Here is a 17618-nt window from a genome sequence, read left to right as displayed (position 1 = left end):
CCCCACGGAAGGTCTCCCCTCCCCGATGTCCCTCCAGCCTGCCCCGGTGACCTTCGAACACCTCCCCGACGGCCTGGGCATCGGTGTCCCGGCCCCGCGCCTGACCTGGACCCTGCCCCCGGGAGCCGGCCCCCAGGAGGCGTACGAGGTGGAACTCGTCCGCTCCGGCGGCCCGCACCGCACCGGTCGCATCGACAGTCCCCACCAGGTGCTGATGCCGTGGCCCGGCGCACCACTGACCTCCCGCGAACGCGCCGGGGTCCGCGTCCGCGTCTGGACTCCGGACGCCGGTGAGCCGTCCCCCTGGAGCGAGCCGCGCGTCGTCGAAGCCGGACTCCTGGACCCTGACGACTGGCGAGCCGTCCCCGTCGGCGCCGGATGGGACGAGGATCCGGAAGCGGAACGCCGCCCGGCCCGCGTCCGCAAGGACTTCCGCCTCGACCGCCCCCCGGCACGAGCCCGCCTCCACGTGTCGGCCCACGGCCTGTACGAGGCGGAGATCAACGGCCGCCGCGTCGGCGACGAAACCCTGGCACCCGGCTGGACCGTCTACCCTCACCGCCTGCGCTACCGCACCCACGACGTCACCGCCCACCTCACCGAGGGCGCCAACACCATCGGCGCATGGCTCGGCGACGGCTGGTACCGCGGCAGGTACGGATTCGACGGCGGCACCCGCAACATCTACGGCACCGACCAGGCCCTCATCGCCCAACTGGAGGTGACCTACGACGACGGAACCACCACCGTTATAGCGACGGACCGGACATGGGCCGCCGCGCCCGGCCCGATCCTCACCAGCGGCCTGTACGAGGGCGAGACCTTCGACGCCCGTCTGCACGACCCCGACTGGTCCGCCCCGCACCGCGGGGCAGCCGCGGACTGGACGCCTGTGCGCACCGGCACCCGCGACCCCGCCACCCTCGTCGCACCGATGGGCCCGCCGGTGCGCTGCACCGAGGAGATCGCCCCCGCCTCCGTCACCCGCACCACGGACGGCCGCCACCTGCTCGACTTCGGGCAGAACCTCGTGGGCCGCCTGCGCCTCACCGTGGACGGTCCGGCCGGCACGGTCGTCACCCTCCGCCACGCCGAGGTGCTCCAGGACGGCGGACTGGCCACCGGCCCCCTGCGCGAGGCGTACGCCACCGACACCCTGATCCTCGCCGGGCGGGGCCCGCTCACCTGGGAACCCCGCTTCACCCTCCACGGCTTCCGCTACGCGGACGTCACCGGCTGGCCCGGCGAACTGACCCCGGACATGGTGACCGCCCGCGTCCACCACACGGACATGCGCCGCACCGGCTGGTTCGAGTGCAGCGACGCTCTCGTCAACCGCCTGCACGAGAACGTCGTCTGGAGCATGCGCGGCAACTTCGTCGACCTGCCCACCGACTGCCCCCAGCGCGACGAACGCCTCGGCTGGACCGGCGACATCCAGGTCTTCGCCCCCACCGCGAGCTACCTCTACGACTGCGCCGGAATGCTCGACTCCTGGCTCACCGACGTCGGTATCGAACAGCTCCCCGACGGCACCGTCCCCTGGTACGTGCCCGTCATCCCGGGCGAGCCCATGTGGACGCCGGTCCAGCCCGGAGCCGCCTGGGGAGACGTCGCCACGCTCACCCCCTGGACCCTGTACCAACGCTTCGGCGACATCGGTCTCCTCCACCGGCACTACCCCATGGCCAAGAAGTGGGTCGACCTCATGGAAGGCCTCGCGGGACCGAGCCGACTGTGGGACACCGGGTTCCAGCTGGGCGACTGGCTCGACCCCGCCGCCCCGCCGGAGGACCCGGCGGCCGGTGTCACCGACCGCTACCTCGTCGCCACCGCCTACTTCGCCCACTCCGCCCGTCACCTCGCGCTCACCGCGACAGAGCTGGGAGACGACGCGGACGCCGAGCGGTATGCCTCCCTGGCCGACGAGGTCGCCGACGCCTTCCGCCGCCGGTACGTCCTGCCCTCCGGCCGGATGACCAGCGACAGTCCCACCGCGTACGCCCTGGGCATCGCCTTCGACCTGCTCACCCCCCAGCAGAGGCGGAGCGCGGGGGACCGGCTCGCCGAACTCGTCCTCGCCGACGAAGCCCGCATCGCCACCGGCTTCGTCGGCACCCCCCTGATCTGCGACGCACTCACCGACACCGGCCACCTCGACGTCGCCTACCGCCTGCTGCTCCAGACCGAGTGCCCCTCATGGCTCTACCCCGTGACCCAGGGCGCGACCACCATCTGGGAACGCTGGGACAGCCTGCGACCCGACGGCAGTCTCAATCCGGGTGGGATGACCTCCTTCAACCACTACGCACTGGGTGCCGTCGCCGACTGGCTGCACCGGGTCGCAGGCGGCATCACGGCCACGGCCCCCGGTTACCGGGAGATCACCTTCCGGCCGAGGCCCGGAGGGGGCATCACCTGGGCCCGCACCCGCCACGAAACCCCTTACGGAACCGCGGCCTTGTCCTGGGAACTGACCACCGCCGGCCTGACCGCCCGCTGCACGGTTCCCGAGGGCTGCCGGGCCATCGCCGATCTGCCCGGCTGCGAGCCGATCACCCTGCACGCGGGTGAACACGTACTCGAAACCGCCGCACCCGCCTTCCCCGTCAGCCGGGGCCGGTCAGGAACCTGACCTCTTGGCCGGCCCCATTTCCCCCCGCGGCGCTGTGTCGAGCAGCCGCCCGTACGCATCGGAGAGCCGCTGTGAACAGACGACAATTCCTCTCTTCCGCCACCTTCACCGCATTGGCCGTGAGCATGGCCCCCGTCATGAGTGACCAGGCAGAGGACACGGTGCGGCTGTCCGTACGGAGCAGTGCCACGGTGCCCCGGCCCCCAAGAGCGCGAGGCTCAGGCCGAGCCTGGTCTCGCGCCGGCGGGGCCGCCCACGACCGTGAGCAGGTCCACGACGAAGATCAGTGTCGAGCCCGCCGGGATCAACGGAGAGGGGGACTGCTTGCCGTAACCGAGACGCGGGGGAACGATGAGCTCGCGCCGGCCGCCGACCTTCATTCCCCTCACTCCCCGGTCCCAGCCCTTGATGGCCCTGCCCCCGCCCACCGCGAACTTGAACGGCCGGCCCCGCTCCCAGGAGGAGTCGAACTCCCTTCCCGACGCGAACGTGACCCCCACGTAATGAACCTGGACGACCCTGCCCGGCCGCGCCTCGGGCCCGTCCCCGACCACGAGGTCCCGGATCGTCAGCTCGGTGGGCGCGTCGCCCTCCGGAACCTCGACGCTGGGCTTCGTCAGTTCGCTCATCACGGTCCCCTCGCTCGCCACCGGAATGTCCCGCACGGGCCGGCCGGACGCATGGGCATTCCATGCGGCAGGCGATCACGCTACCGGCAATACGCATGCTCACGGTCCCCGGTGGGGCGCGGACACCCTGCGTACGGGAGGGGTCAAGCGGGGGTGGGCTCCTCCAGCGCCACCACGACCATCACCGGGAGATCGGTGTCCTGCTGGATCACACCGGCGGTCAGGATCCGCCCGTCCAGGGTCCACTTCCTCACCGCGATGAACTCGTCCCTGTCCGCCGTCGTCTGTTCGGCCTCGACGAGGTGGGCGGCGAGAGAAGACTGCTCGATCGCGGGCAGGAAGTCGGCCAGCGCCTGCTCCCCCTGCTCGTAGACGGCGTCCAGGTCGTCGAAGTAGCCCGACGCGTCGACGTCACGGATCCAGACGGCGAACGAGACGACGACCGACCCACCCCCGAACGTCTGAATCCAGCCCCCGACGCCGTCCTTGTCCCACGACGTCTCCACGCCGTCACGGGGCTTGCCCCCGGGCGTCCACCCCTGGGCCGAGAACCGCGCCGCCGCACCCTCGGCGGTCAACGGGGCGATGCCTCGGAGATCTTCCAGCATGGCGATCACTGCTGCCATGGACTCATTCCACTCATGTCACTGCCGGGCAGGTGATACGCCTTCGGCTGCCCGTCGGCACAGGCCTCGGAGAGGGCCGGGTTCAGTGTTCGCACAGGGAGAATTCTCGTTCGTAGAGCTGCTCGTTGTGCTCGTCGACGAAGAACTTGCGTTCCCGCATGAGTTGTTCGCGGTAGATCTTGGCCTGGTCAAGCGTCATGGTCGCCGTGTCGGACCATGGCTGCTGCGGTGGCACGTCAGATGTCGAGACGATCTGTTCGGACGGGTCGACCAGGAAGAACGCGAGTATTTTGCGATATCCCGGGCGGGTGGTGTCAGTGAGGCGGAACGAGCCGACGCGGTGTTGCAGGACGTTGGGGAACGCCAGGCAGCGGCCCGCTGAGGTCGATGCCGATCCCAGGGTCTGGTTCAGCGCGTCCTCGTTCTCCAGGCCGTAGACCTCGCGCAGGCCGTTGTCGTCGTTCTGTTCGTAGTCCGGGTCGTCGAGTGCCGCTCGGAAGCTCAGCCGGCTTTCGGTGATGTTCTCGCTGTCCCAGTAGTAGATGCCCGTCGAGACGATCCGCTCGTTCAACATCCCCTCGACGTGCCAGGAACCGCCGGGGTACTCGGGCTTGTCCGGGGTGAGATGAATGGTGGCGAGCTTGACGATGACCTGGAGGCGGCGGCCGCGCAGGTCGACCCGGGCGGATTCGTCGGGCAACTCGGGCGGCGTGAAGGCCGGGGCGTCCGGGATGACCGGGCGGCGGTTCTCCCACCAGTCGTCCTGGGCCTCCTCCCATGCGCGCACCGCTTCTGCGTGGGCTTCAGCATCACCGTAGGCGGACTTGTCCGGAAACTCCGGCTCCGAGTCATACCACCCGTAGGGATCGGCCTCGATCCGCAGAGGTCGCGGATGGCGCAGATCGGTGAGCACGTTCTCCAGCAGCGGGCGCATGCGCGCGAACAAGTCCGGCAGGACAGAAGCCAGTTCGTGATGAGTCTCCGGGTGGACGTTGTTGACGTACGAACGGAAGGCCACATCGCCCTCGGCACTGACGTCGACGTCCGTGGGGAGCCACTGGAACTTCTCCGAGAACTCGTATGCCGCATAGCGGTCCGTCGGATTCTGCCAGGCCCGTTCGGGCGCCTCGCTCACCTCTCTGACCAGACAGAACAGTGAGGGATGCACCAGATCCAGGACCTGGCCGCCGGATCCCGGATGCCAGTCCTGTTCGGCTTCGGGGACCTGCTCCAGCACCCGAACCGCCTCGCGCAACCGGGTCCTGAGCTTGTCGTCGACCAGCGTGTCCGACTGCCACACCCCGTCTACGGCGGACACCTCGATGCCCGTCCGTCCGTCGCGCAGCGCCGCGTAATAGGTGAGTTCGGCAAGCACGTAACGGACCTGCGCCTCGGTGAGCCCCTGAGCGACCGCTTCGTTCGTCCACCGGGTGACGATGGCGGCATCGTTCATCTTGTCGAACCACCCCGGCTTCGCCCGAATGTGTGCGCTGCACTGCATCATCTGGAGTTCCCGCAACGTCCGGGGTGTCGCGAACGACAGGGAACGGGAGGTCTGAAAGGGCAGCGGGAATGCAGACATGCCGGTCAACTCTGTTGGTCCTCCGAGTCGGTGTGTGGTGGCGGGAACGATACTTCAGCGCACTGACACCGCAGCCGCGAGGTCATGCGCAGTCCCCGTCGTCGCCGGTCCGGCAGCCGTAACCCGTACGGTCCGCAGCACAGAGGGCTCACCGGAGGGGTTCGTCCTCGGTCCGAAGCGGCCGGGTGCCGCCACGCATGTGCTGCGTCGGCCGCAGGGCCACAAGCCGCGACCCCGCACCTCTATGTGTCCGGAACCGAAGGCGGCCAGGACCAGACCACATCGGCGGCGTCCCGTTCCCTGACGATCCGTCGGTAGCGTGATGCCTCACGTTTCGTACCCGAGTTGAGCGGGCGGTACCGGACCCAGTCCATCGGGACGATGTGGAGGGCCAGCGTTTCCCAGCCGCGTTGCTGATCGACCGAGTGCGCGAGCACCACGGCGAAGCGCTGGATGCACCACAGGCATTCCCAAGGCGGCCCGGTGAGGAGGGCGCCGGCATCAACGAGCTTGCGGCCGTACCCGTCCTCGGCGTCGAGTTCCATCTCCGCATGGAAATAGTCGCCTCCGAAGAAGTGGACGCAGCTGCGCTGCAGGTCGCGTCTCCTGTCCGACAGGAGCCCGGCCCTTCCGCGATCGCCGTCCTCCTGCGTGCGGGCCACCGCGAGCGGGAAGATCGCGTACGCGCCCCGGTCGATCACGGGAAAGCCGAGATCTGTCCAATGCGGAGTTCTCTCGGAGAACGTGTGCCCGAGAACGCGCTCAAGGGTGTGCATGATCGCCAGACCGTCCGAGATCCGGTTCTCTCCCTGCTCGATCCCGGTCATGAGGCCCCTGTTCCCACCGCGGAATTGCCCTGCTTCCCACATGATCGCCCAAGGGGGATTCCGGGGCGGCGGTGCGTTTCACGAGTGGCCGCCTGGGAACGCGTGCGCATCACCACTGGCTGATGAGGGGCGTGTCCGGTTCGTCCTGCCGCCAGGCCTGGATGAGGCGGGCGAGGCGGGTGGGGGCGGCGATGCCGCGCACGGTCGCGATCCTGCCGTCGGCGATGTCGAACGTCACGGCTCCGACGACCTGGTCGGCGACCACGAAGAGGAGGGCGGGGGCGCGGTTGACGAGTGCGTAGTGCAGGGCGGGAGTGCCGCCGGCCAAGCGTCGTTTCGCGGGTGTGGGCTTGAAGCCGGCCCGTACGACGGCGGCGATGCGCTGCGGAGTGTCGTACCGCAGCAGCTTCTCGGCCAGTCCGGCACCGTCGGAGACAGCGGTCGCGTCGTCGGTGAGCAGGGCTACCAAGCGCTCGGTCCGGCCCGAGGCGGCAGCGGCGAGGAATGCCTCGACGATCCTGCGGGCGGATGCCAGGTCGACTTCGCCGCCGTCGCGGCGCGCGGCGGTGACACGGCGCCGGGCCCGGTGGAGGTGCTGCTGGCTCGCGGACTCGGTGAGGCCGAGGATCTCGGCGATCTCGGCGTGGCTGTAGGAGAACGCTTCGCGCAGGACGTAGACGGCCCGCTCAAGGGGCGACAGGCGCTCCAGGAGAGTCAGCACGGCCAGGGAGACCGATTCGCGCTGCTCGAAAGTGTCGGCCGGGCCGAGCATCGGGTCGCCGTCGAGGAGCGGTTCGGGCAGCCAGGCGCCGACGACGCGTTCGCGGCGGGCCCGTGCGGAGCGGAGCCGGTCCAGACACAGGTTGGTGACGACCTTGGTCAGCCATGCCTCCGGCACCGTGATCCGCTGCCGATCGGCGGCCTGCCAGTGCAGGAACGCGTCCTGCACGGCGTCCTCGGCGTCGGTGGCGGAGCCGAGGAGACGGTATGCCAGCGAGGCCAGCCGGTTGCGGCTGGCCTCGAACCGACTGGTGCCGAAGCCATCAGTGGCGGTGCTGTCCACGCGGACCACCCTAAGGGCCGTCCCGTCATCCCTGGCGGGTGCACGACGACAGTTACGGCACCTCGCCGCGTTGTCGGAACGCCCGAATACATCCAGTATGCGGACGCTCCTCCGCCTTGCGATGCACCGCATCTGACGCCGCGCGCTGATCCACCAGGGATTACGGGACAGCCCTTAGGCGGCTAGGCGAGCGCCTGTTCGGCGGACGCGCCTGTCGCGGCTGCCAGCCGGCGCCGGCGCTTGGGCAGGCCGAAGGTCGGGTGCGAAGTGGTCCACAGCGACATCTTGAGGATGCCCGCCTTGATCCGGGCGGCCTTCCGGCCGCCCACGTACTTCGGCCTCGCCTGCCCTGCGTCATCGACCATCTGCAGGATCTCGTCCCGCCGCCCGAGGCTGATGTGGTTGCCCAGGTACTCCAGCCTGGTGTTCGGGATCTTGCGGCCGGTCAGGCGTCCCACGATCGCGACCGTGGCCTGCATGCCGGTGTAGCCGGCCGTAGCGCAGGACATCGGCAGCGGACGGCCGTTGTCGCCGATGGCCTGGGCGCTGTCGCCCACGGCGTAGACGTTCGGGTGCGAGACCGACCGCATGAGGCGATCGACGACGATCCGGCCGCTCCCTGTGACCTCCAGCCCGCCGGCGGCGGCGAGGGGGCTGACCGCGAACCCGGCCGTCCACACGGTCGCGTCGGACGCCAGGGCGGTGCCGTCGGCGCACAGCACCCGCGTCGCTTCGACGGCTTCGACGCCGGTGTGCTCCAGGACGGTGATGCCCAGCCGGTCGCAGGCCCGGCGCAGGTGGCTCCGTGCTCCGGCGGAGAGCCGGGCGCCCAGCTCTCCGCGAGCGACCAGCGTCACCGACAGGCCGGGCCGGGATTCGGCGATCTCGGTGGCGGTCTCGATGCCGGTCAACCCGTCGCCGACGATCAGCACCCTCCCGCCGTCGTCCCGTCCGCTCAGGCTGTCCAGGCGTTCGCGCAGGCGCAGCGCCGAGGGCCGGCCGGTGACGTGGAAGGCGTGCTCGGCGATGCCGGGGACGTGGTGGTCGGCGGTGTGGCTGCCGAGCGCGTAGACGAGGGTGTCGTAGCCGAGCTCGCCGCCGTCGTCGTCCACGGCGACGACCTGGCGCTCGGGGTCGACGGCGGTGACACGGCCCAGGCGGAGCCGTATCCCTGTGCCCGCGAAGACGTCGGCGAGCTCGCGGGTCTCGATCTCCTGGCCGGCTGCGAGCTGGTGCAGCCGCAGCCGCTGGACGAAGTCCGGCTCGGCGTTGACCACGGTGATCTCCGTGTCCGCCCGGGACAGCCGGCGGGCCAGCGTCCCGGCCGTGTAGGCCCCGGCATAGCCGGCGCCGAGGACGACGATGCGGTGCTTCATGTCTCGCTCCTGTCAGCTCGCTTGCTTTCGGTGACTTGAGCGGAACAGCGCCCCGATTGCTGACAGGAACTCCCTGTGACGTGCGTCACGCGATGAAGGATCGGCTCAGTTCATCTGACGCCGGACCAGTTCATGGAGCTGCCCGTCCGTGTCCGCGAGGAGTTCGGCGGGCGGCCCCTCCTGGACGACCCGGCCCTCCGCCATGACGATCACGCGGTCGGCGTCCATGACCGTGGTCAGCCGGTGTGCGATGACGATCCGGGTGGCCCGCAGGGCCCTGGTGCTCTCGATCACCGTGCGCTGCGTCTCGTTGTCGAGCGCGCTCGTGGCCTCGTCGAGGAACAGGATGCGGGGGCGTCGTACGAGGGCCTGGGCGATCATCAGCCGCTGGCGCTGCCCGCCGGAGATCGAGCCGCCGCCGGAGATCATGGTGTGCAAGCCCATCGGCATGCGCTTGATGTCCTCGGCCAGACCCGCCATGGCGGCGGCCTCCCATGCCTCCTCCTGGGTGAAGGCCTCGGCACCGCAGATACAGTCCAGGATCGATCCGGACAGCGGCTGGGCGTTCTGCAGGACGACCCCGCACTGACGGCGTACGGCGGCCTGGTCGAGCGCCGTCAGGTCCTGACCGTCGTAGAGGACACTCCCCGAGACCGGCTTGTCGAAGCCGATGAGGAGCCTCAGCAGGGTCGACTTGCCGCATCCGCTCGGGCCCACGACCGCGACGAACTCGCCCGGGCGCACCGTCAGCGACACGTTGTCGAGGACGACGGGCCCGTCGTCGGAATAGCGGAAGGACACACTCCTGGCCTCGATCTCCCCGGACAGCGCACCCGGCTGGGTGCTGGCGCCGCGTACCTCGGGTGCCTCGTCGAGCACCGGCTTGATCTGTTCGAACATCGGCAGCACGGCGGCGGCGGACACGAACGCCCCGGTGAGCTGGGTGACGGCCGTCAGCAGCATCGTCACGGACGTGTTGAAGGTCAGGAACTCGCTCGCCGTCAAAGAGCCTCGTGCCGGGCCCGCCAGCAGGACGAAGACGACCAGCGAACACAGCGGAAGGTAGACCGCGTTCAGGACCGTCGTCAGATTCTTGATCCGGCCCGCCCGCTTCTGCAGCTCGCGACTCCGGGCGAACTCCGCCGCCCACGCCCCGTACGCGAAGCTCTCCGCCGCCGCGACCCGCAGCTTGGGCAGTCCCCGCAGCGTCTGGAACGCCTGGTTGTTCAGCTTGTTGCCCAGCACCACCAGCCGGCGCTGCCAGCGGAGCTCCGCCATGCCCAGGGTGAGGAACACCCCGGCGATGATCACCAGCATCGCGACGGCGGTGAGTGCGAGCGGGACGCTGAACCAGAGCAGGAGCCCCAGGTTCATCGCCCCGAGCGTGCCCGCCTGCAGCACGACGGGCCCGGTGCCGGACAGCACCCGGCGGATGGCGCTCACCCCCATCGCCGCGCTCGCCAGTTCTCCCGTGGAGCGCTCGGTGAAGAACTTCGTCGGCAGCCGCAGGAGCCGGTCCCAGACGGCGGGCTGGAGCGTGCTCTCGATCCGCCCCTCCATCCGCAGGATCGTCAGGTTCTGCAGGAGCGTGAAGGCCGCCGAGACGACTCCGGAGATGATGACGGCCAACGACACCTGGACGATGAGGGCGTTCTGGGCGTGGGGCACGTACACGCCGAGCACCTTGCCGGTCGCGATCGGCACCAGCGATCCCAGCGCGACCGTCACCAGTCCCGCCAGCATGAGTTTCCGCAGGTCCCCCCGGGTGCCGAACAGGGCGAACCGCAGCAGCTGCCGCTTGCCCAACGGCTGCTCCGGAAGCGGCCGGTAGAACATCACGGCTCGTTCGTCGAACTCCCGCGCACAGGAGCTGTCGACGCGGCTGCGCCGCCCCGTCAGCGGGTTGACCGCCTCGTAGCGGCCACGGCGCCAGAGCAGGGCGACCGGCGCTCCGGAGGCGGCCCGACGGCCCACCAACGGTCCGGAGTTCTCCCGCCACCAGCGCCCGTCGAGCCGCACCGCCCGGGTGCGGACGCGCGAGGCGACCGCCACCCGTTCCACCGGGTCGATCCGGTCGCTCACCGCCCCGCCCGTCGCGGGCTCACCGAGGACGATCCCGGAGTCCCGGGCCACCAGGCGGCAGGCCTCGTACACCGCGTCGTCCGAAGCTCCCGTCGCAGGTGCAAAACCCCGCCGGGACCGGCCGATCGAGGTGAGCAGCGCCTGGTCCGCCTCCTTGCGGACGGCCTCGCCCGCCTTCAGACCCGCCGCGGTCCGGTCCTCGTGCGCCCGCTCCAGCTGCTCGATCCAGCGGTCCAGGGCCGACAGCAGGCGGTACTGCTGATTGACCATCCCCTGCCACATGGACGCGTCGACGAGCAGGTCGCCCGCGGCCTCGGCGCTGAACGCGGCGCCGTACTGCACACTCCCCGGCGACACCGGCAGCCACAGGATGTCGTCGTCGCCCGCCGCCTCGTCGACGGTGGTCCGCCCGTCCAGCGGGGCCTCGAACAGCACCCGCCGCCCGCGGCCCACACCGAGCGAGAAGGCGTGCTCCAGCAGGCTCAGCGTGGCGTCCCCGGTGTCGTAACTGCTGCTGTACTGGCCGTCGTACGTTCCCTGCTCGGCGTACTGGGGCCGGTACAGCTCACGCAGCGGGATCCTGCGCAGCACGCACTCCCGCAGCGGCCGCCCCACCAGGGTGTGCCGCGGGCCCTCGACCGGGCCCAGTACGAGGGTTCCCGGTTCGAGTCGGCCCAGGAAGTGCCAGTGCCCCTGCTCGACCGCGTCCACCGCGAACAGGTCGAGGGCGCCGCCCACGACGAGCCACAACACGTGCGGGCCTTCCAGCGGAAGGCTCCGCAGCCCGGCGCAGCCGACCGGTGCTCCGAGAGCTCCCAGCGCGCCGATGACCGGGTCCTGCCCGACAGATTCCGCGCCCGCGACGGGATGGGGGGATGTCACGTCAGTGCTCCCTGACCAGATCGGCATACGGGCCCCCGGCGGCCACCAGGTTCTCGTGCCGGCCCCGCTCCACGACGGTCCCGTGGTCCAGGACCACGATCTCGTCGCTGTCGCGCACCGTGCTCAGCCGGTGTGCGATCACGACACAGGCACAGCCGCGCCGCCGCAGGTTGTCGATGATGATCCGCTCCGTCTCGGCGTCCAGCGCGCTGGTGACCTCGTCCAGGACCAGGATGCTGGGGCGGCGCACGAGCGCCCGGGCGATCTCCAGTCGCTGGCGCTGCCCGCCGGAGAAGTTCCGGCCGTCCTGCTCCACCCGGCTGTGGATACCGCGGGGCCGGCGGGCGACGACGTCGTAGAGGGCGGCGTCCCGCAGAGCTTCGGTCACGGCCTCGTCCGGGACCGAGGGGTCCCACAGCGCCACGTTGTCCCGGACCGTCCCCTCGAAGAGGAAGACGTCCTGGTCGACGAAGGACACGGACGCGGCCAGCGCGCCCCTGGGTATGTCCTCCAGGCGCTGCCCGTCGATGCGGATGGTGCCCTCCCACGGGCTGTAGAGACCCGAGATGAGTCGCGAGACCGTCGACTTGCCGCTGCCCGAACCGCCGACGAGCGCCACCTGCTGCCCGGGCCCCACGGACAGCGAGAAACGGGTGAGGAGCGGCTTGTCGAGCGGGCTGTAGCCGAAGGTGATGTCCTCCAGCGTCACATGGCCCTTGAGACGGCGGGTGCTCGCGGCCGGCTCACGGCGCGAGTACAGCGGGTCGACCGGGAAGTTCTCCACGTCCTTGAGCCGGGCCACGTCGGCCGCGAAGTCCTGGACCCGGCCCGCCACCCCGTTGAGCCTGGTGACCGGCGCGGTGAAGCGGGTCACCAGAGCCTGGAAGGCGACGAGCAGGCCGATCGAGATGTGCCCCTCGACGGCCCGCAGACCGCCGATCCACAGGATCAGCGCGCTGTTGAGCGTCGCGAGTGCGGGGGCCACGACGCCCAGCCACGCACTCGGCACCCCGAGGCGCTGCTGCTCCTCCAGCGTCGTCGCGTGCTGCCCGGCCCACCGGCGGAAGTACCCGTTCTCGCCTCCCGTGGCCTTCATCGTCTCGATCGACTGGAGCCCGGTGTACGAGGTGTTCGTGAGCCGGGCGCTGTCGGCCCGCAGCTTCTGCGTGCCCACGGCCCGCATCCGCACGACGACGCGCAGGGCGACCACGTTGAGCAACGCGATCCCCACTCCGATCACGGTCAGCTGGGGGTCGTAGGTCCAGAGCAGGAACGCGTAGAGGAGGACGACGATGCCGTCCACGCCCGCCGAGGTGAGATCCCGGGCGAGGGTCTCGGCCACGGCGTCGTTCGACTGGAGGCGCTGGACGAGATCGGCGGGGCTGCGCTGCGAGAAGAAGGTGACGGGCAACCGGAGCAGATGCCGGAAGAAGCGCGCGCTGCCGAGCGTGGACGCGATGATGCGCCCCCGCAGCAGATTCGCCTGTTGCAGCCAGGTGAGGACGACAGTGAGGGCGACCATGGCGCCCATCGCGGCGAACAGCACGCCCAGCAGCGAGCTCTGCTCACCAATCATGAACATGTCGATGTAGGTACGGCTCAGGGCGGGGAGCGTCGCCCCGACCGCCACCAGCAGCAGGCTGGCGAGCAGGGCGACCAGCATCGTGCCCGTCGTGCCGCGCAGCCGGGCGGGAAGCGCGGCCATGACACCGGGCTTCCGCCCGCCGCGCTCGAAGTCCTCGCCGGGTTCGAGGACCAGGACGACCCCGGTGAAGCTGGTGTCGAAATCCTCGGCGGGCACGAACCGGCGTCCCTTGTCGGGATCGTTGATGTACACGCCCCGCCGTCCCAGACGGCGTCCCACGCCGTCGTACACGACGTAGTGGTTGAACTCCCAGAACAGGATGGCGGGCGCGCGGACCTCCGCGAGGGCCGCGGGCTCCATCTGCATGCCCTTGGCCTTCAGACCGTAACCGCGGGCGGCCTTGAGTACGTTGCTGGCGCGCGAGCCGTCACGCGAGACGCCGCAGGCGATGCGCAGCTCCTCCAGCGGCACATGGCGGCCGTAGTGGCCGAGCACCATCGCCAGCGAGGCGGCACCGCACTCCAGTGCCTCCATCTGGAGCACGGTGGGAGTGTGCACGGTCTTGGTCCGCCCGGGCTTCGGCGCCGGACGTGACCGCCGCCTGCTGCCCGGGGACCCCTCCGGACGGTGCCTGCCGCGGCCGGGCGGCGGCACGTGCTGGGCGGTGGGGGACGGGTGCGGTGCGGTCACGGGAGCAGCCAATCGATCGGGCGCTGGTCGGCGAGACGGACGGAACCGGTGGCCAGGGTCATGGAGCCGATCGCGTACGGGGGGCCGTCGGCCGAGGACCACCGGTAGCCGGACTTCGTGGAGTCCGCGTGCTCGATCCTCACCAGGACCGCCAAGGGCCGGCCGCGCCGGGAGAACTGCTCGCCGAGCTGGGCGTCGCCGAGAAAGCGGGTGATCTGCTGTTGCGTCTGGGCGGCCCGGCCGACCGCGGCCACCTTGCCGCGCAGCACGCCGTACTGCTGGGCGGGAACGGACTGGACGGTGAGGTCGACGGAGGCGCCCACCGGGACCGATGCGGCGCTGCTGCCCGACACGTAGAGCAGGGCGACCAGCGGGTCGTCGGCGCCGTCGATCCGTTCGATGCTCGCCACGTCCGCGCCCGTGGTGACCACGGCGCCGATGGTGGCCGTCACCGAGGTGAGCCGGCCCGCGTCGATCGTGCGGACGACGCGTTCCCCCTGCTCCGTACGGACCTTGAGCAGGGGGGTGTTCCGGGGCAGGGTCTCGCCCTCGTCGGCGAGCACCTCGGTGACCTGGCCGGCGACCGGGCTCTGCAGGAGGTAACTGCCGCGGCTGTGGGTGAGGACGCCGGGGGCGTCGAGGGTGGCGGCGACGGAGCCCGTCACGGCCCAGAGGCCGGCGGCGGCCATCACCGCGAGGGTGACGCAGAGGACGAGCAGGCCCTGCGGGCGGGCGAAGCGCACCGGAAGATCGAGTTGTTCGGGCGACTGCAGCTTGGAAAGGGCCTGTTGGCGGAACTGCACGGAACTCTTCCCTCACCTGTCCGCGGTCGGCGCCGAGCCCCGGAACCGACGGGTTCCGGGGCTCGGCGGAGTGCTGCCGTGTCTCAGAGACCGGCGGTCAGGCCGGCGGCCAGGCCGGTGACCGCGCCCGTGTTCACGCCGGTGGTGCCCTCGACGAGACCGGTGACCGAGCCGACGAGGCCGGCGACCGGGAGGATGCCCTCGACGGTGCCCGTGACGTTGCCGACGAGGCCGCCGACGAGGCCGCCCGAGATGTTGTCGAGGTCGCTGTCGGAGATCTCGGCGGTCTCGACCTGGGGGGTGTAGTTCATGATGAGCGCCCTTCGTATGGGAATTGCTTATGCAGGGAGTCCGTCGTGCGACCCCCGTATGGCCCAGGATCAAAGCACGCCCGCGCCACGAACAGCCAATCGAACTGCGACGGATCCGGGGTCGTCACTCCGTTGAAATCGAATCACGTGCAGAGGTGTTCATTGCATGGGAGCAGGTTCTTCATGAGCTTCACCGGATGAATTCGGCGTCCTCGCAACTTCACGCCTCCCGCAGGGCACTACCGCCCCAATCGTCCCCCTGGACCGCCCTGACCTGGTGTCTCGTGTCCGGAACGGTGACCGGTGTGCGCACGCCGTGTGCAGGATTCCCGGATGCCACTGTCTCCGAATTCCCGGGCGGGCGAGGAGGTGCGGCTGTCGGGGAGTACGCAGGACTTCTGTATGACGCCGCTGTGAAAATCGCTCCTGTTTGTGCGTCATCTGCGAATGAACGACGCGTGTGTGGAGCGTTTTCCGGGCCCGGGTGTTCACTCCGTCACCGCGCCTCCGGATATGTGGAGAAGGTGAGGGCGGATCAACGGCGGAGGCATCGCGCCGGGCCGGGGACGAAAGGGCCCGGCGAGGGGGCCCGGGCCCGGCCGAGGGGCCAGGGCGCCGCCCGCCGGCGAGACGGCCCCGGCGGAGTGACTCCGCGAAGAGCCGGCTGCCCGGCGTGTGCGGGGCACGGCCCGTGCCGCGGTGCGCTTTGATCGGTGCGGAAGGAGCCGACGTCGCGCGGTGCGCCGGCCCGGCAACGGATCGTCGAGGGAGCGCTCGGCATGACTGACGAAGAGTCCGGCACTCCTCATTGGCTGTTCGGTGACCAGCTCGGTCCCCATTTCGTCGATCCCGCACGGGGCGGCCCGCACCGGGGCGCGCCGCTGGTGATGATCGAGTCCCGGGCCGTCTTCCGACGCCGGCGGTTCCATCGCGCCAAGGCGCACCTGATCCTGTCGGCGATGCGGCACCGGGCCGTCGAACTCGGTGACCGCGTGCGGTACGTCAAGGCGGACACCTACCGCCAGGGTCTGCGCGAGGCGGTGGGTGACGCCCCGGTGACGGTGCACCACCCCACGTCCCGCGCGGCCCGCGACCTCGTGGACGCGTTGCCTGCCGTACGGGTCCTGCCGGCGCGCGGCTTTCTCGTGACGCACGACGAGTTCAGGACCTGGGCCGACGGGCACGGGACGAAGCACCTGCGCCAGGAGGACTTCTACCGGTGGGTCCGCCGGACGCACGACCTGCTGATGGAGGGCGACCGCCCCGTCGGCGGCACATGGAATCTGGACCATGACAACCGGCAGCCCCCGCCGCGCGGCGCCACCGAACTGGGCGTCCCGGCCCCCTACCGGCCGCGGGAGAGCGACATCGATGCGGAGGTGCGGTCGGACCTCGACCGCTGGGCGCGCGACGGGGACGTCGAGTTCGTCGGCGAGGACGCGCCACGCGGGTTCCCCGCCACGCGCCGCGAGGCCCTTGCCGCCCTACGCCGTTTCGTCGAGCACCGGCTCGCCACGTTCGGCGCGTACGAGGACGCGATGCTCACCGGTGACGCGACGATGAGCCACAGCCTGCTCTCCTCGTCGCTCAACCTCGGCCTGCTGGACCCCGCGGAGTGCGTGGAGCGGGCGGAGGCGCAGTGGCGGTCCGGCGGCGTGCCGCTGAACAGCACCGAGGGATTCGTACGGCAGATCGCCGGATGGCGCGAGTTCGTCTGGCACGTCTACTGGTACTTCGGCCCGGAGTACCGCACGAGCAACGCACTGGGCCACCACGAACCGCTGCCCGACTGGTTCACGGAGCTGTCCTCGGACGCGACCGGGGCGAACTGCCTCTCCCGCGTACTCGACCAGGTCAGGCGGACGGGCTGGACGCACCACATTCCCCGCCTGATGGTCCTGGGCAGCTTCGCGCTGCAACGGCGCTGGGAGCCCGGGGCCGTCACCGACTGGTTCCACCGCAGCTTCGTCGACGGCTACGACTGGGTCATGGTCCCGAACGTGGTGGGGATGTCGCAGTACGCGGACGGCGGACGCATGACCACCAAGCCCTACACGTCCGCGGGCGCCTACATCGACCGCATGAGCGACCTCTGCGGCCCCTGCCGGTACAAGCCGTCCGTACGGGTCGGCGAGGACGCCTGCCCCTACACGGCCGGGTACTGGAATCTCCTGCACCTGCACCGGGACCGGTTCGAGCACAACGCGCGGATGTCCCGGGCCGTGCGGGGGCTGGACCGGCTCACCGACCTCGGTGAACTGCTGGAGCAGGAGAGCGACCGCCGGGACTGAGACCGGCGGCCCCGCGCCGTCCCTACTCCGGTTGGCTCACGAGGCCCTTGCGGGCAGAGGTGTCGTCCGTGGTTCCCGGAACGGCTGCCGCCTTGATCGTGTTGAAGTTCGCCAGATAGGCGTCGTGGACCGCGGCCATGTCTAACTTGATCTTTAACCTCAGGGCCCGAACGATCTCTCGTACTTGATCACTCGGACTGGTAACTGCGGTGCACGCAGGCGGCCTTCGGCTGAGC

12 protein-coding genes are annotated in these 17618 nt (G+C 70.4%); 2 read left to right on the top strand and 10 right to left on the bottom strand.

Annotation, left to right across the window (positions count from 1 at the left end):
- The first annotated feature begins 46 nt into the window (after window positions 1–46).
- Window positions 47–2635: a family 78 glycoside hydrolase catalytic domain gene (locus tag ABZ454_RS35785; RefSeq protein WP_359543679.1), complete on the top strand. Its 2589-nt coding sequence runs from the start codon at window positions 47–49 to the stop codon at window positions 2633–2635.
- 218 nt (window positions 2636–2853) lie between these two features.
- Here ABZ454_RS35785 and ABZ454_RS35780 read toward each other — a convergent pair whose 3' ends face one another.
- The 10 genes from ABZ454_RS35780 to ABZ454_RS35735 all read right to left on the bottom strand — a co-directional run bounded on the left by ABZ454_RS35780 (window position 2854) and on the right by ABZ454_RS35735 (window position 15091).
- Window positions 2854–3264 (bottom strand): FKBP-type peptidyl-prolyl cis-trans isomerase, encoded by a 411-nt coding sequence (locus tag ABZ454_RS35780; RefSeq protein ID WP_359543678.1) that lies wholly within the window; start codon window positions 3262–3264, stop codon window positions 2854–2856.
- A 143-nt stretch (window positions 3265–3407) separates the two neighbouring features.
- Window positions 3408–3890, bottom strand: a complete 483-nt coding sequence (locus ABZ454_RS35775; RefSeq protein WP_359543677.1) for a hypothetical protein — start codon at window positions 3888–3890, stop codon at window positions 3408–3410.
- A gap of 82 nt (window positions 3891–3972) precedes the next feature.
- Complete coding sequence (locus ABZ454_RS35770) at window positions 3973–5481, bottom strand: DUF4246 domain-containing protein (RefSeq protein WP_359543676.1); 1509 nt, start codon at window positions 5479–5481, stop codon at window positions 3973–3975.
- Window positions 5482–5714: 233 nt separating this feature from the next.
- Complete coding sequence (locus ABZ454_RS35765) at window positions 5715–6299, bottom strand: hypothetical protein (protein WP_359543675.1); 585 nt, start codon at window positions 6297–6299, stop codon at window positions 5715–5717.
- 109 nt (window positions 6300–6408) lie between these two features.
- A complete protein-coding gene (locus ABZ454_RS35760) occupies window positions 6409–7362 on the bottom strand; it encodes a sigma-70 family RNA polymerase sigma factor (protein WP_359543674.1) in 954 nt (317 codons plus the stop codon).
- Window positions 7363–7544: 182 nt separating this feature from the next.
- Entirely contained in the window at window positions 7545–8738 is a 1194-nt protein-coding gene (locus ABZ454_RS35755; protein ID WP_359543673.1) for an FAD-dependent oxidoreductase, read from the bottom strand.
- A gap of 105 nt (window positions 8739–8843) precedes the next feature.
- A complete protein-coding gene (locus ABZ454_RS35750; RefSeq protein ID WP_359543672.1) occupies window positions 8844–11702 on the bottom strand; it encodes an NHLP bacteriocin export ABC transporter permease/ATPase subunit in 2859 nt (952 codons plus the stop codon).
- Window position 11703: 1 nt separating this feature from the next.
- Window positions 11704–13977, bottom strand: coding sequence for an NHLP family bacteriocin export ABC transporter peptidase/permease/ATPase subunit (locus tag ABZ454_RS35745; protein ID WP_359543671.1), 2274 nt, complete (start codon window positions 13975–13977; stop codon window positions 11704–11706).
- Window positions 13974–14780 carry an HlyD family efflux transporter periplasmic adaptor subunit gene (locus ABZ454_RS35740; RefSeq protein ID WP_356318678.1) on the bottom strand — a complete coding sequence of 269 codons (807 nt, stop codon included), beginning with the start codon at window positions 14778–14780 and terminating at the stop codon, window positions 13974–13976. The genes ABZ454_RS35745 and ABZ454_RS35740 overlap by 4 nt, the downstream gene beginning before the upstream one ends.
- Window positions 14781–14863: 83 nt before the next feature.
- Entirely contained in the window at window positions 14864–15091 is a 228-nt protein-coding gene (locus tag ABZ454_RS35735) for a type A2 lantipeptide (RefSeq protein WP_356318677.1), read from the bottom strand.
- A 779-nt stretch (window positions 15092–15870) separates the two neighbouring features.
- Between ABZ454_RS35735 and ABZ454_RS35730 the strand changes: the two genes are divergently transcribed.
- The gene (locus tag ABZ454_RS35730; RefSeq protein ID WP_359543670.1) at window positions 15871–17382 is read left to right on the top strand and encodes a cryptochrome/photolyase family protein; all 1512 of its coding nucleotides are present in this window, start codon (window positions 15871–15873) and stop codon (window positions 17380–17382) included.
- The last annotated feature ends 236 nt before the right edge of the window (window positions 17383–17618 follow it).

It is taken from the genome of Streptomyces sp. NPDC005803 (genome assembly GCF_040630435.1).
In the GTDB taxonomy this organism is placed as follows: Bacteria; Actinomycetota; Actinomycetes; order Streptomycetales; family Streptomycetaceae; genus Streptomyces.
The sequence above is the reverse complement of the archived record's forward strand: the minus strand, read 5'-3'. Positions and strand labels throughout refer to the sequence as shown.